Here is a 14,753-nt window from a genome sequence, read left to right as displayed (position 1 = left end):
AGTAGGAGTAGGCGGGGCCGGTCAGGAGTGGGCGGAGTCCGTCAGGAGTAGCGTCCCTCTCATGTACGCGATCACGATTCCTGAACCCGGTGGACCCGAGGCGCTGGTGTGGGACGAGGTCCCCGATCCGGTGCCGGCCGAGGGCGAAGTGCTGGTCGAGGTGGTGGCGAGCGCCGTCAACCGAGCCGATCTGCTGCAGCGCCAGGGCCTCTACAACCCGCCGTCCGGCGCCTCCCCCTATCCCGGACTCGAATGCTCGGGGCGCGTGGCCGCGGTCGGCCCGGGCGTCTTCGGCTGGGCCGTCGGCGACGAGGTGTGCGCGCTGCTCTCGGGCGGCGGATACGCCCAGAAGGTCGCCGTCCCGGCCGGGCAGCTGCTGCCCGTGCCGACGGGCCTGGACGTCCGCCAGGCGGCGGCGCTGCCCGAGGTGACCTGCACCGTCTGGTCGAACGTCTTCATGGTCGCCCATCTGCGCCCCGGCGAGACGCTGCTCGTCCACGGCGGCTCCAGCGGCATCGGGACCATGGCGATCCAGCTGGCGAAGGCCGTCGGCGCGAAGGTCGCGGTCACGGCGGGCACCAAGGAGAAGCTCGACTTCTGCGCCGAGCTGGGCGCGGACATCCTGATCAACTACCGCGAGCAGGACTTCGTCGAGGAGATCAAGCAGGCCACCGGCGGGGCGGGCCCCGACGTCATCCTCGACAACATGGGGGCCAAATACCTCGACCGCAACGTGCGCGCCCTCGCCGTCAACGGACGGCTCGCCATCATCGGCATGCAGGGCGGCATCAAGGCGGAGCTGAACATCGCCACCCTCCTGAACAAGCGCGCCGCCATCAGCGCGACGTCGCTGCGGGCCCGGCCGCTCGCCGAGAAGGCGGCGATCGTGGCGGCCGTGCGCGAGCACGTGTGGCCGCTGATCGACGCCGGTCATGTCCGCCCGGTCGTCGACCGTGAGCTGCCCATGAGCGACGCGGCGGGCGCGCACCGGGTGCTGGAGGAGAGCAGCCACATCGGGAAGGTCCTGCTGGTCGCCCCGTAGGCAGGGTCCGATGCCGGGACCGCCTCTGTCCCCCTGCGTCCGGGCCCGCCGCCCCGGGCCTGCCACGTCCGGGTGCAGCGCCCCGGGAAGCCGTTCCTGGGCGGGTCCGTCGCTCCGGACCCGCCCAGGCGGGTGCCCCGTGGCCGCTCAGCCCCGGCGTACCCGCACGCCCAGAAGTGCCAGGCCCAGGCCCAGGCCGATGAGGACCAGGCCGCTGCCCAGGGGCAGGATCGCCAGGTTCGCTCCGGGCGGGGAACCGGGGCCCACGACGCTCTGCTGGACCGGGGCCGCGTTCTCGGCCGAGGGCTCGGCCGTGACCGGGTCCGTGATCCCGGTGTCGGCAGCGGGGGCGGTGTCCTGGAGGTCGGGGCTCACGGCGGCGTCCGGGTCCTGGGCGGCGCTGTCCGTGGCGTCCGGCTCCGCCGTCCGGCCGGGCCGCTCGCGTCCCTCACCCGCGATGCTGCCCGCGCGGGAGGGGTCGTCCGCCGTGGGGGTGGGCCGCGCGGGGTCGGAGGCGCTGGGGCCGGGCGCGCCCGGGCTGCTGGACCCATGGCCGCCGGACCCCGGGGCACCGGACCCCCGGCCGGACGGAGCGGGTGAGCCGGTCCCGGGGGCGGACGGGCCCCCGGAGGCCGTCGGCCGGGTCGACGGGGCCGGTGAGGTGGTCCCGGGACCGGACGGGGCGGGCGAGGCGCTCTCGTCGGCGGACGGGACCGGCGTGACCCCGCCCGAGGGCCCGGCTGAGGCGGACGCCCCGGAGACCTCGGAAACCCCAGAGACGGCGGAGAGCCCGGATACGGCGGGCGCCCCGGGAGCCGCGTGCGCGCGGGCGTTCCTGGAGCCGCCGGGAGCGGTGCCCGAGGAGGGGCCGGAGCCCGCGGACACGAGGGACGCGAGGCTTCCCGAGTAGGCCAGGAGGGTGAAGGCGGGGACCCCCGGGGCGGCAGCGGCGCCGCGGGCGAGGGGACCGGCGCCGGTCAGCAGGACGGCCGCGAGGAGTCCGGCCGTGGGCAGGGTGCGCAGCCTTGGAGTCACGTCGGTGACCCCCTCCCGGAACGGTTCGCCAAGACGGGTGCCGTGATCGACGCAACCAGCCTCACATGAGGCCGTGATCCCGGCATCTCGGCCGAAAGTGATGCCATTCGCGCACTTCAGAGGTCGTGGAACCCCATGGATTTGCCAACTGGGCCCACGGAGCCGGTGGATCACCGTGTACGGGGGGCACCACCGTGATGGAGTACGTGGGTGCGAGAGAATGGCGGCATGGAGATGCCGAGGAACGAACGGTCGCCGGAGAACCCTCAGATCCTGGTTGTCGGCCAGGACGGGATGGCGCTCGGCGGCACCGGGGACGAGGACTCCCGCGAGATCCCGGTGACGGAGATGGTCGAGCAGCCCGCCAAGGTGATGCGCATCGGCAGCATGATCAAGCAGCTGCTGGAGGAAGTGCGCGCGGCACCCCTGGACGAGGCCAGCCGCGTCCGCCTCAAGGAGATCCACGCGAGTTCCGTCAAGGAGCTGGAGGACGGCCTCGCCCCGGAGCTCGTGGAGGAACTGGAGCGGCTCTCCCTGCCCTTCACGGACGAGGGGACCCCCAGCGACGCCGAACTGCGGATCGCGCAGGCTCAGTTGGTGGGCTGGCTGGAGGGACTCTTCCACGGGATCCAGACGACCCTGTTCGCCCAGCAGATGGCGGCCAGGGCGCAGTTGGAGCAGATGCGCCGTGCGCTTCCTCCGGGTGTCGGCGGTCTGGAGGGCGACGAGGACCCCCGTACGGGAGGCCGCTCGGGCGGACCGTACCTGTAATCACGCGGGCGGTGGAGGCACCGCCCCGTCATCCCGACGATCCGCGGTCACCCCGGCCGCGAGGGGCCCGGCACGTCACGTGCCGGGCCATTTCCCGTACATGCCGTGGGATCGGCCCGGACACCCAGGCGGCCCGGACGCCGCAGAGGTTCGACGGAAGCCCGGACACCCAGCCGCCCCCAGCGGCCCAGCGCAGCTCCGAGGACGCCGGACAGCCCGGACAGCTCCTAGGACGGGTCGCCCGTCGACACCTTGAGCTCGATCTCGGGCATGTCCTTCGGGTCGACGTCCGTGCCGGCCGAGGGGAACTGATCCATGATCGAGTCCTCGCCGTAGGTGTTCTCGTCGACGCGCGTGATCTTCATCTGCCAACCGGCGGCCTGGAAGCAGGACTTCACCGAGCTGAGGTCCTTGAACTGGAAATTCGGGACCTGGATCTTCTTCGGGTCGTTGTACGACTCCGTCGGGTCCGTGCACTTCTCGGTGTCGATCGTCTTCGACGTGTCCGGGCCCTTGTGCCCCTCGACCGCGGTCGTCGACGAGCTGGCGGTGCTGTCGCCGCCGCCCTTGTTGTCGTCGCCGCTCCCGCCGTTCAGGACGAGCGCCGTGACCAGGCCTCCGACCGCGATGATCGAGACCAGGACCGCGCCGATGACGACCGCCCGGTTGCTCTTGCCACCGCCCTGCGACCCGCCGGTGGCCGGCTGGGGCGAGAGGTTGTACGGGGGAGGCGTGGACGGACCGTGCTGTCCGGCGTAGGCGGAGGTCTGCGGCGGGGCCTGGTAGCCGCCCTGCTGCGGGTAGCCGTACGACGGCGCGGGGGTCGGCGTGCCGTACGGGCCCGGCTGGTACGGCGTCTGCACCGGGCCGGGGGCCGGGGTGCCCTGGTCGACCGGCGGGAACACGGCGGAGCCGACGCCCGAGCCGCTCGGCGTCTGGGCGCCCGGAACGATGTTCGGCGCCACGGCCTGGAACGACTGGGCGACCCGCAGGCACTCGTCCCGCATGGTCTCGGCGCTCGGGAAGCGCTCGTTCGGGTTCTTCTTCAGCGCGCGGGCGATCAGCGCGTCCACGGCCGGCGGCAGCGAGCGGTTGACCGAGGAGGCCGCGACGGGCTCCTCCTGGACGTGCGCGTAGGCGATGGCCAGCGGGGAGTCCGCCTCGAACGGCAGCCGTCCGGTGACCAGTTGGAACAGCATGATGCCGACCGAGTACAGGTCGGAGCGGGCGTCGACGCCCCGGCCGAGGGCCTGCTCCGGGGACAGGTACTGCGGGGTGCCGACGACCATGCCGGTCTGGGTCATGGAGGTGACGCCGGACTGCATGGCGCGGGCGATGCCGAAGTCCATGACCTTGACCACGTTGCGCTTGGTCATCATCACGTTGCCCGGCTTGATGTCCCGGTGGACCAGGCCCATCTCGTGGCTGATCTCCAGGGCGGCCAGCACGTCCGCGGTGATCTTCAGGGCCTTGTCGGCGGGCATCGCGCCGTACTGCCGGATGTCGGCGTCGAGGACCGAGCCGAGCGGCTTGCCCTCGATGTACTCCATGACGATGTACGGGTGTGCTGGAGGCGCTGGCCTACTCGCACCAGCACGGGATCGTCCACCGCGACATCAAGCCGGCGAACGTGATCATCACGGAGACCGGCGCGGTCAAGGTGATGGACTTCGGCATCGCGCGCGCCCTGCACGGCGCGCAGTCGACGATGACCCAGACCGGCATGGTCATGGGCACCCCGCAGTACCTCTCCCCGGAGCAGGCGCTGGGCAAGGCCGTCGACCACCGTTCCGACCTGTACGCGACCGGCTGTCTCCTCTACGAACTCCTGGCGCTGCGGCCCCCGTTCACGGGTGAGACGCCGCTGTCGGTGGTCTACCAGCACGTCCAGGACATCCCCCTGCCCCCCTCCGAGGTCGACCGCGAGGTGCCGCCGGAGCTCGACGGGCTGGTCATGCGCGCCCTCGCGAAGGACCCGGACGACCGGTTCCAGACCGCCGAGGAGATGCGCGGGCTCGTCCAGTACGCGCTGCAGATGCTCTACGACCAGGGCAGCCACACCGGCACCTGGAACACCGGTCCGGTCGCCCTGCCGGAGGGCCCGCACGGCCCGGCCTCCGGTTTCGCCGGCACGGCCGCGCTGCCGCACCCCGGCGACTACGGCACCACGCAGATCCCGGCGCCGCTCATCCCGCAGTACGGGACCGGCGACGACGGCGGCTTCGAGGGCCATGGCAACCGGGGCGGCGGCGGCCGCGGCAAGCTGTGGCTCCTCGCGCTCTTCGCGGTGATCGCCATCGCCGGCGGTGTCGCGCTCGCGTTCCACAACATGGGCAACAACACGCACTCGGGGAACGGCACCAAGCCGACGCCGACCGTCTCGCACTCCAGCAAGACCGACGACTCCACCGAGCAGCAGCCCGGCGACGACCAGACGGACCAGTCGACGGACGACAGCACCTCGGACGACTCGACCAACACCGGGGACGGCGGGGGCTACACCCCCTCTTACCAACCGACCCGGGACACCACCACCGAGGCGCCGACGGACGAGCCGACCGACGAGCCGACGAAGACCACGCCGAGCGCGACGACCCCGACGACCGCGCCGACCACGCCCACGACCGCGCCGACGACGCCCGACCCGGGCGACGGCGGCACCGAGTCCCCCGCCGCGGGGGACGGGGGCTGAACCGGTCCGGCCGGATCCGCACGGATCCGGCCGAGCACACCCTTCACGCGCGCGTGAGGCCCGGACGGGCTTCGCGCGCGCGTTCGTTCACGGGGAGATCGTTCGGTCGTACCGAATGAAGCCGTCCGCGCTGACGTCGCAGCGAATGAATCCGCCGTTCCGGATCAATCGGATTCAGTGGTTCTGCCGCTCCGCCTGTTTGCGGGCCACGTAGGCCGCCGCCTGCGAGCGGCGCTGCATTCCCAGTTTGGACAGCAGGCTCGACACGTAATTCTTGATCGTTTTCTCGGCGAGGTGCAATCGCTCCCCGATCTGGCGATTGGTGAGCCCCTCGCCGATCAGGTCGAGAATCCTGCGTTCCTGGTCGGTGAGGCGGGCGAGCCGGTCGTCGTCCTTCGCGGCGCCGCCGTCCCGCAGCCGTTCCAGGACGCGCGCGGTGGCCACCGGGTCGAGCAGGGACTTCCCCGCCGCGACGTCCCGCACGGCCGCGAGCAGCTCGTTGCCGCGGATCGCCTTGAGGACGTAGCCCGAGGCACCCGCCATGATCGCGTCGAACAGGGCCTCGTCGTCGGCGTACGAGGTCAGCATCAGGCACTTGATGCTCTCGTCCGCGGAGCGGATCTCGCGGCAGACCTCCACCCCGCTGCCGTCCGGGAGCCGCACGTCGAGCACGGCCACGTCCGGACGGGTGGCCGGGATCCGTACCAGTGCGTCGGCCGCCGTACCCGCCTCGCCCACCACCTCGATGTCGTCCTCGACCGAGAGCAGCTCGTGGACGCCGCGGCGGACGACTTCGTGGTCATCGAGGAGGAATACGGTGATTTTCCCGATTTCACGCACCCTGTCAGTGTCACACACGATCATGGGCATTGCCCCAGGTGAACTCTTCCCGAGCCCGGGGTGGCCGGGATAACGTGCCGGTGTTCCGGCCCCCTGCAAGGCTGTGACCAGTGCTGTGACCAGCGACTGCTCCGATCTGTTCGACTTAGTAGGAAATCCACGTTTCCAAGTACTTGGATTTCCTATCAAAATCGCAGGTCAGGAGGGGTTTCACAGAATTGTGAAGCACTGGGTAACGTGGCAGTTGCAGGGCGCTCGCCGGGGCACCTGTCACGCCTGTTCCCGGCCGAGTGGCACCCACCCCGTGCACGGGTGCCGGAACAGGCGAGCCGCTCTCCCGAGCTCGAACCGCGAGCGAGGGGGACCCCAGCCTTCCGGCAACCCCGGGGGCCGGACCGACGGAGGAGCACACGTGACCGTGGAGAGCACTGCCGCGCGCAAGCCGCGACGCAGCGCCGGTACGAAGAGCGCCGCGAGCGCCAGTACGACCGGTACCAAGAGCGCCGCGAGCAGGAGCGCCGGCGCGGCCGCCAAGAAGTCGCCCGGTGCGACCGGCGGCGAGCCGGAGCTCGTTCAGCTGCTGACCCCGGAAGGCAAGCGGGTCAAGGACGCCACGTACGACCGGTACGTCGCCGACATCACCCCCGAGGAGCTGCGCGGCCTGTACCGGGACATGGTCCTGAGCCGCCGCTTCGACGCGGAGGCCACCTCCCTGCAGCGCCAGGGCGAGCTGGGCCTGTGGGCCTCGATGCTCGGCCAGGAGGCCGCGCAGATCGGATCCGGCCGCGCCACCCGCGCCGACGACTACGTCTTCCCGACCTACCGCGAGCACGGCGTCGCTTGGTGCCGCGGGGTCGACCCGACCAACCTGCTCGGCATGTTCAGGGGTGTGAACAACGGCGGCTGGGACCCGAACGGCAACAACTTCCACCTGTACACGATCGTCATCGGCTCGCAGACGCTGCACGCCACCGGCTACGCCATGGGCGTCGCCAAGGACGGTGCCGACTCGGCCGTGATCGCGTACTTCGGTGACGGCGCCTCCAGCCAGGGCGACGTCATGGAAGCCTTCAACTTCGGCGCGGTCTACAACGCTCCCGTCGTGTTCTTCTGCCAGAACAACCAGTGGGCGATCTCCGAGCCGACCGAGCGCCAGATGCGCGTGCCGCTGTACCAGCGCGCGCAGGGCTTCGGCTTCCCGGGCGTCCGGGTCGACGGCAACGACGTCCTCGCGTGCCTCGCGGTCACCAAGTGGGCCCTGGAGCGGGCCCGCAACGGCGAGGGCCCCACCCTGCTCGAGGCGTACACGTACCGCATGGGCGCGCACACCACCTCCGACGACCCGACGAAGTACCGGGCCGACGAGGAGCGCGAGGCGTGGGAGGCGAAGGACCCGATCCTGCGCCTGCGCGCCTACCTGGAGGGCGCAAACCACGCGGACGAGGGATTCTTCGCGGAACTCGAGGCCGAGAGCGAGGCGTTGGGCAAGCGAGTGCGCGACGTCGTGCGGGCCATGCCGGACCCGGACAACTTCGCCATCTTCGAGAACGTGTACGCGGACGGGCACGCGCTCGTCGACGAGGAGCGCGCCCAGTTCGCCGCCTACCAGGCGTCGTTCGCGGACGCCGGGGAGGGCAAGTAGCCATGACGATCGAGAAGATGGCGCTGGCCAAGGCGATCAACGAATCGCTGCGCACGGCCCTCGAGGCCGACCCCAAGGTCCTCATCATGGGCGAGGACGTCGGCAAGCTCGGTGGTGTCTTCCGGGTCACCGACGGGCTCCAGAAGGACTTCGGCGAGGAGCGGGTCATCGACACCCCGCTCGCCGAGTCGGGCATCGTCGGCACCGCGATCGGCCTGGCCCTGCGCGGCTACCGCCCGGTCGTGGAGATCCAGTTCGACGGATTCGTCTTCCCGGCGTACGACCAGATCGTCACCCAGCTCGCGAAGATGCACGCGCGGGCCCTGGGCAAGATCAAGCTCCCCGTCGTCGTCCGTATCCCGTACGGCGGCGGCATCGGCGCGGTCGAGCACCACTCGGAGTCCCCGGAGGCGCTCTTCGCGCACGTGGCGGGCCTCAAGGTGGTCTCCCCCTCGAACGCGGGCGACGCCTACTGGATGATGCAGCAGGCCATCCAGAGCGACGACCCGGTGATCTTCTTCGAGCCGAAGCGGCGCTACTGGGACAAGGCCGAGGTCGACAAGGACGCCATCCCCGGTCCGCTGCACGGGGTGCGGGTGGCCCGCGAGGGCAGCGATCTGACCCTGGCCGCCTACGGCCCGATGGTGAAGGTCTGCCTGGAGGCCGCCGCGGCCGCCCAGGAGGAGGGCAAGTCGATCGAGGTCCTGGACCTGCGCTCGATGTCGCCGATCGACTTCGACTCGATCCAGGCCTCGGTCGAGAAGACCCGCCGTCTGGTCGTGGTGCACGAGGCGCCGGTGTTCCTCGGCACGGGCGCGGAGATCGCGGCCCGTATCACCGAGCGGTGCTTCTACCACCTGGAGGCGCCCGTCCTGCGGGTCGGCGGCTATCACGCCCCGTACCCGCCGGCCCGCCTGGAGGAGGAGTACCTTCCGGGCCTGGACCGGGTGCTCGACGCCGTCGACCGCTCGCTGGCGTACTAGGAGAGAGTCGTGACGACGATGACTGAGAACGCGTCGGGACTCCGCGAGTTCAAGATGCCCGACGTGGGCGAGGGGCTCACCGAGGCGGAGATCCTCAAGTGGTACGTCCAGGTCGGTGACACCGTCACCGACGGCCAGGTCGTGTGCGAGGTCGAGACGGCCAAGGCCGCGGTCGAGCTGCCGATCCCGTTCGACGGTGTGGTGAGCGAACTCCGCTTCCCCGAGGGCACGACGGTGGACGTCGGCCAGGTGATCATCACGGTCGACGTGTCCGGTGGCACGGCGCCCGCGCCGGCGGCCCCGGCCGCCGAGGCCCCCGTGGCCCCCGCCGCCCCGGTGGAGGCCCCCGCCGAGGAGGCCAAGCCCGAGGGCCGCAAGCCGGTCCTCGTCGGGTACGGCGTGGCGGAGTCCTCCACCAAGCGCCGTCCCCGCAAGGGCGCCGAGACCCCGGACCGGCAGGGCGGGACGGTGCGCGCGGCCACCGCGATCCAGGGCGAGCTCAACGGCCACGGATCCGCCCCGCAGCAGCGCCCCCTGGCCAAGCCCCCGGTCCGCAAGCTGGCCAAGGACCTCGGCGTCGACCTGGCGACGGTCACCCCGTCCGGCCCGGACGGGGTCATCACCCGCGAGGACGTGCACGCGGCGGCCGCCCCGGCGCAGGCGCCCGCTCCGGTCGTGGCCCCGGCCGCGGTCCCGGCTCCGCAGGCCGCTCCCGCGCAGCCGCAGGTCCCGGCCCCGGCCGCCTCGTACGACGGCGCACGCGAGACCCGGATCCCGGTCAAGGGTGTCCGCAAGGCGACGGCCGTCGCGATGGTGGGTTCGGCGTTCACCGCGCCGCACGTCACCGAGTTCGTGACGGTCGACGTGACCCGCACGATGCGTCTGGTCGAGGAGCTCAAGCAGGACAAGGACATGCAGGGGCTGCGGGTCAATCCGCTGCTGCTCGTGGCCAAGGCCCTGCTGGTCGCGATCAAGCGCAACCCGGACGTCAACGCGTCCTGGGACGAGGCGAACCAGGAGATCGTCCGGAAGCACTATGTGAATCTGGGCATCGCCGCCGCCACCCCGCGCGGTCTGATCGTGCCGAACATCAAGGACGCCCACTCCAAGACCCTGCCGCAGCTGGCGGAGTCGCTGGGCGAGCTGGTGGCGACGGCCCGTGAGGGCAAGACCTCGCCGGCCGCGATGCAGGGCGGCACGGTGACGATCACCAACGTCGGCGTCTTCGGCGTCGACACGGGCACGCCGATTCTCAACCCGGGCGAGTCCGCGATCCTCGCGGTGGGCGCGATCAAGCTCCAGCCCTGGGTCCACAAGGGCAAGGTCAAGCCCCGTCAGGTCACCACGCTGGCGCTCTCCTTCGACCACCGTCTGGTCGACGGCGAGCTCGGCTCCAAGGTCCTCGCCGACACGGCGGCCGTCCTGGAGCAGCCGAAGCGTCTGATCACCTGGGCGTGAGCCGGGCGGCCGCGCGGGCCTGACCCCCGCCGGCCGGCCCGACGCATGCGCGACCGCCGAGGGCGCCTCCTCCCGCACGGGAAGGGGCGCCCTCGGCGTGTCCGGGCCCGGGTCCGCTGCTCGTGGAGCGGGAACAACGCAAGAGGGGCCCTCCACGCAGTGCGTGGAGGGCCCCTCTTGGGGTATGTGCCGCTGTGTCCGTGTGCGCCTTAGCGGGCGAACGCGTAGTTCATCAGCTTGGTGGCGTCCGACTCGCGGGCCGGGATGGACGTCGAGGCGAGGACCGTCCCGATGACCGTCTTGCCGTTGCGGGTGGCAGCGAAGACGAGGCAGTACTTGGCCTCGGGGCCGGAGCCGGTCTTCACGCCGATGGCGCCGCTGTAGCTGCTCAGCAGGCCGTTGGTGTTGGTCCACGGCGCCATGGTGCGCGTGGTGTTGACCTTCGTGACCGTCTTCGCCGTGTAGGACTTCGTCTTCACGATGGTCCGGAACGTCGAGTTCTTCATGGCGCTGCTGGCGATCTTCGTCAGGTCGCGCGGCGTGGACCAGTTGTTGCCGTTGCCGATGCCGTCGAACGAGTCGAAGTGCGTGTGCGTCAGGTGCAGGGCCGTCGCGGCCGAGTTCATCTTGCCGATGAACGACTTCACACGGGCGTCACGGGTGGAACCCGTGCCGAACTTGTCGGCGAGCGCGTAGGCGGCGTCGCAGCCGGACGGCAGCATCAGACCGTAGAGCAGCTGACGGACGGTGACCTTGTCACCGACGATCAGGTGGGCCTGCGAGGCGTTCTTGGCGACCACGTAGTCGCTGTACGCCTTCTGGATCGTGACCTTGGCGTCCAGGTTCAGGTTCGCCTGGGCCAGAACCACCTTGGCCGTCATGATCTTCGTGGTGGAGCCGGTGGACAGCTTGGTGTCCGCGGCCTTCGTGTAAAGGGACGCGGCGGTCCCGTTGTTCATCACGTAGCCGCCCTTGGCGGCGATCGTCGGGGTGGCGACGGCGCCCGCCGGTGCGGCGCCGAAGGCTCCGGCTGCCAGCACGGCGCCGGTCGTGAGGGTCACAGCGGCGGCCCTGCGGAAACGCGTGCCCTTAATGCCGGTAATCAAAATGAACGCTCCGAATGCGCGAAATGCCCCTGAGAGACAGGCACATGGCAGTGCCGTCCCACGTTCAGACTCGCGGCATCGGCAAAGGGATGTGCGGCGAACGCATGAAATTCATGTGACTTGGGTTACATGAGGCAACTGTTGACGGTCCGTCGGGGTCCGCATGCTGAAATGCCCCCGGCCATGCGTACGTGTTGTATCTATGATGTGCGCATGCCTTCAGCCCCTCCCGCGGCGACGCGGCCTCCCGTGAAACAGCCGCCGGCCGCGGACCGTGTCTACGCGCACGTCAAAGAGGGGGTCCTGGAGCGCCGGTACGAAGGCGGGGCCCTGCTCACCGAGGGCGAGCTGGCCGACGCGGTGGGCGTGTCCCGCACCCCGGTCCGCGAGGCGCTGCTCCGCCTGGAGGCCGAGGGGCTGATCAAGCTCTACCCGAAGAAGGGCGCGCTCGTCCTGCCGGTCTCCGCCCAGGAGATCGCGGACGTGGTCGAGACCCGCCAGCTCGTGGAGGAGCACGCCGCGCGCAAGGCCGTACCGGCGTCGCCGCAACTGCTGGCCCGGCTGGAGGAACTGCTGGAGCGGCAGAAGGAGCAGGCCGCCGCCGGAGATCTGGCCGCCGCGGCCGTCACCGACCGCTGCTTCCACGCCGAGATCGTCCGCAGCGGCGGCAACGAGATCCTCTCCCGGCTCTACGACCAGCTGCGCGACCGGCAGCTGCGGATGGGAGTCGCCGTGATGCACGCCCACCCCGACCGGATCACCAAGACGCTCGTCGAGCACGAGCAGATCCTTCAGGCCCTGCGCTCCGGAGACGCCGACGCGGTCGTCGGCCTCATCCACGGACACGTCAGCTGGTTCTCCAACCTGGCCCGGGGCGAGGTCCGATGAACCGCGCGGCCACCCTGCCCGGCGACCCGCCCGGCGGCCGGAGAGCGATCGCCGTCTGGAGCATCGGCGTCTCGGTCTACTTCGTCGCCGTCATCTTCCGGACCTCCCTCGGGGTGGCCGGGCTCGACGCCGCGGAGCGCTTCCACGTGGGCGCCTCCGCCCTGTCCACCTTCTCCATCCTCCAGCTCCTCGTGTACGCGGGCATGCAGATACCGGTCGGACTGCTGGTCGACCGGCTCGGCACCAAGAAGGTGCTGACCATCGGCGTCCTGCTGTTCACGGCCGGACAGCTCGGCTTCGCGTTCTCCGCCTCGTACGGCATGGCGCTCGCCTCGCGCGCCCTCCTGGGCTGCGGGGACGCGATGACCTTCATCAGCGTGCTGCGGCTCGGCACCCGGTGGTTCCCCGCCCGGCGCGGACCGCTCGTCGCGCAGCTCGCGGGCCTCGCCGGCATGGCCGGCAACCTCGTCTCGACGCTCGTCATCGCCCGGCTGCTGCACGGGGTCGGCTGGACCGCCGCGTTCGCCGGCAGCGCCGCCGCCGGTGCCCTCGTCCTCGTCCTGCTGCTGCTGTTCCTGCAGGACCACCCCGAGGGCCACCACCCGGAGCCGTTCCCGCACCGGGGCTCCGCCTACGTCCGCCGTCAGATCGCCGCGGCCTGGCGGGAACCCGGCACCCGGCTGGGTCTGTGGGTGCACTTCACCACGCAGTTCCCGGCGATGGTGTTCCTGCTGCTGTGGGGGATGCCGTTCCTCGTCCAGGCCCAGGGGCTCACCCGGGCCACCGCCGGTGAACTGCTCACCCTCGTCGTCCTGTCCAACATGGGCGCCGGACTGATCTACGGACAGATCGTCGCCCGGCACCACACCGCGCGGCTGCCGCTGGCGCTCGGCACGGTCGCGGCGACGGCCCTCGCGTGGGCGACGGTCCTCGTGTACCCCGGCGCACACGCGCCGATGGGGCTGCTGGTCGTGCTGTGCGTGGTGCTCGGGTTCTGCGGACCGGCCTCGATGCTCGGCTTCGACTTCGCGCGCCCGGCCAATCCGCCGGAGCGTCAGGGAACCGCCTCCGGGATCACCAACATGGGCGGTTTCGTCGCCTCGATGACGACCCTGCTGGCCATCGGCATCCTGCTCGACGCCACCGGCGACAACTACCGGATCGCCTTCGCCGCCGTGTTCGTGCTCCAGGCGGCCGGGCTGAGCCAGATCTTCCGGCTGCGGAAGCAGGCGGCCCGCCGGGAACGGGAGCGGCTCGTGGCCAGCCGGGTGGAGACGGTGCACGTACCGGCGTGACCGCCGGGGCCGCGCCGAGATGGGTGGCGGACGGCCGTCACGAGGGCGGCGGCCGCCCGGCCCGCTACGGCGTGACGGCCAGATTGCGCAGGATGGCGGCGACCAGCTCGGGGTCGCCCTCGGACTTGATGCGGTCGGACACGGCGTCGGGGTGGACGCGGCCGCACGCCAGTCGGACGAAGGTCTCCCAGTCCAGGCTGAGGCTCGCCGCCGGACCCAGGGAGGGCGAGTTGCTGACCGTCCCGCGCCCCTCGGCGTCGACCCGGACGGTACGGAGGAACTCGACGGGACCGTGCACGTCGACGACCACCGCGGAGTTCGCCGGCGCCCCCGCGTCCTTGGCGACGACCTTCGGCAGCGCGGCCAGCAGCTGGTCGCGCACGATCTGGGAACCGGGGGAGTCGAGGTTGCCCGGCCGGCCCAGCGTGTACCGCAGGTCCTGCTCGTGCACCCACACGTCGAAGGCGCGGTTGCGCATCGCCTGTTCGAGGGTGATCTCGGTGCCGAGCGGACCGCGCACCTTGGCGTCGGGCTGCCGCGACTCGTTCCGCAGCTGCCGGTTGCGGCGGATGACCGTGTACTCCAGCTCGGAGGTCATCTCCGGAGCCGTGTGGTGGCGGCGCACGTCGACCTGCATCTCCATGTACCGCTGGTGCTCGTTCGTCACGTGGTACAGGTCGCGGGGGAGGGTGTGGATCGGCCGCGGGTCGCCGAGCATCTCGCAGTCCATTCCGATGACATGCGAGACGATGTCACGGACCGACCAGCCGGGGCACGGGGTCCGCCGGTTCCACTCGCCCTCCACAAGCGGCTGCACCAGCTCGGATATCGCTTCGATCGAGTGGGCCCAGGCGTCGGCGTAGGACTGAAGGCTCGGATGCAGACTCACGGAACGGGACCCCTCGGGCGGTCGGGCGCGGGCAGTGCAGAGGCAGCGGGTGTCTTGGGACGCTAAGTTACGCTGCTGTGAGGCACCCCGGCAGTGCTTTCGTGTGACGATC

At 71.1% G+C, this 14,753-nt stretch carries 12 protein-coding genes and 1 pseudogene; 8 read left to right on the top strand and 5 right to left on the bottom strand.

The features are described from left to right. The first annotated feature begins 61 nt into the window (after nt 1-61). Entirely contained in the window at nt 62-1,042 is a 981-nt protein-coding gene (locus IO36_RS00850; RefSeq protein WP_037614802.1) for an NAD(P)H-quinone oxidoreductase, read from the top strand. 147 nt (nt 1,043-1,189) lie between these two features. Here IO36_RS00850 and IO36_RS42855 read toward each other — a convergent pair whose 3' ends face one another. Further along, a complete protein-coding gene (locus tag IO36_RS42855) occupies nt 1,190-2,077 on the bottom strand; it encodes a hypothetical protein (protein WP_051899877.1) in 888 nt (295 codons plus the stop codon). 228 nt (nt 2,078-2,305) lie between these two features. On the opposite strand from IO36_RS42855, the gene IO36_RS00840 reads away from it, so the two are divergent. Next, complete coding sequence (locus IO36_RS00840) at nt 2,306-2,848, top strand: bacterial proteasome activator family protein (protein WP_037614800.1); 543 nt, start codon at nt 2,306-2,308, stop codon at nt 2,846-2,848. Between the two features lie 227 nt (nt 2,849-3,075). On the opposite strand, the pseudogene IO36_RS00835 reads toward IO36_RS00840, so the two are convergent. Further along, nucleotides 3,076-4,410 (bottom strand): annotated as a pseudogene (locus IO36_RS00835) (protein kinase domain-containing protein); the annotation flags it as partial. 2 nt (nt 4,411-4,412) lie between these two features. Between IO36_RS00835 and IO36_RS00830 the strand changes: the two are divergent. Beyond that, a complete protein-coding gene (locus tag IO36_RS00830) occupies nt 4,413-5,540 on the top strand; it encodes a protein kinase domain-containing protein (protein WP_078942925.1) in 1,128 nt (375 codons plus the stop codon). 174 nt (nt 5,541-5,714) lie between these two features. Here IO36_RS00830 and IO36_RS00825 read toward each other — a convergent pair whose 3' ends face one another. Then, complete coding sequence (locus IO36_RS00825; RefSeq protein ID WP_037615335.1) at nt 5,715-6,380, bottom strand: response regulator; 666 nt, start codon at nt 6,378-6,380, stop codon at nt 5,715-5,717. A 412-nt stretch (nt 6,381-6,792) separates the two neighbouring features. Here IO36_RS00825 and pdhA point away from each other — a divergent pair, with 412 nt between their 5' ends. Genes pdhA through IO36_RS00810 form a run of 3 tightly spaced genes read left to right on the top strand, consistent with a single transcriptional unit; the run spans nt 6,793 to nt 10,463 of the window. Next, nucleotides 6,793-8,022, top strand: a complete 1,230-nt coding sequence (pdhA, locus tag IO36_RS00820) for a pyruvate dehydrogenase (acetyl-transferring) E1 component subunit alpha (RefSeq protein WP_037614798.1) — start codon at nt 6,793-6,795, stop codon at nt 8,020-8,022. Between the two features lie 2 nt (nt 8,023-8,024). Further along, nucleotides 8,025-9,005 carry an alpha-ketoacid dehydrogenase subunit beta gene (locus tag IO36_RS00815; protein ID WP_037614796.1) on the top strand — a complete coding sequence of 327 codons (981 nt, stop codon included), beginning with the start codon at nt 8,025-8,027 and terminating at the stop codon, nt 9,003-9,005. A gap of 9 nt (nt 9,006-9,014) precedes the next feature. After that, nucleotides 9,015-10,463 (top strand): dihydrolipoamide acetyltransferase family protein, encoded by a 1,449-nt coding sequence (locus tag IO36_RS00810; RefSeq protein WP_037614793.1) that lies wholly within the window; start codon nt 9,015-9,017, stop codon nt 10,461-10,463. A 209-nt stretch (nt 10,464-10,672) separates the two neighbouring features. Here the strand turns inward: IO36_RS00810 and IO36_RS00805 are convergent, their stop codons facing one another. Continuing rightward, the gene (locus tag IO36_RS00805; RefSeq protein ID WP_037614790.1) at nt 10,673-11,569 is read right to left on the bottom strand and encodes a D-alanyl-D-alanine carboxypeptidase family protein; all 897 of its coding nucleotides are present in this window, start codon (nt 11,567-11,569) and stop codon (nt 10,673-10,675) included. A 213-nt stretch (nt 11,570-11,782) separates the two neighbouring features. Between IO36_RS00805 and IO36_RS00800 the strand changes: the two genes are divergently transcribed. Then, nucleotides 11,783-12,457, top strand: coding sequence for a GntR family transcriptional regulator (locus tag IO36_RS00800; protein ID WP_037614788.1), 675 nt, complete (start codon nt 11,783-11,785; stop codon nt 12,455-12,457). Further along, entirely contained in the window at nt 12,454-13,752 is a 1,299-nt protein-coding gene (locus tag IO36_RS00795; protein WP_037614786.1) for an MFS transporter, read from the top strand. The genes IO36_RS00800 and IO36_RS00795 overlap by 4 nt, the downstream gene beginning before the upstream one ends. Before the next feature lie 64 nt (nt 13,753-13,816). Here IO36_RS00795 and IO36_RS00790 read toward each other — a convergent pair whose 3' ends face one another. After that, nucleotides 13,817-14,641: a maleylpyruvate isomerase family mycothiol-dependent enzyme gene (locus IO36_RS00790; protein ID WP_037614784.1), complete on the bottom strand. Its 825-nt coding sequence runs from the start codon at nt 14,639-14,641 to the stop codon at nt 13,817-13,819. Nucleotides 14,642-14,753 lie beyond the last annotated feature (112 nt).

The organism is Streptomyces aureus (assembly GCF_000725495.1).
Classification (GTDB): Bacteria; Actinomycetota; Actinomycetes; order Streptomycetales; family Streptomycetaceae; genus Streptomyces; species Streptomyces aureus_B.
The sequence above is the reverse complement of the archived record's forward strand: the minus strand, read 5'-3'. Positions and strand labels throughout refer to the sequence as shown.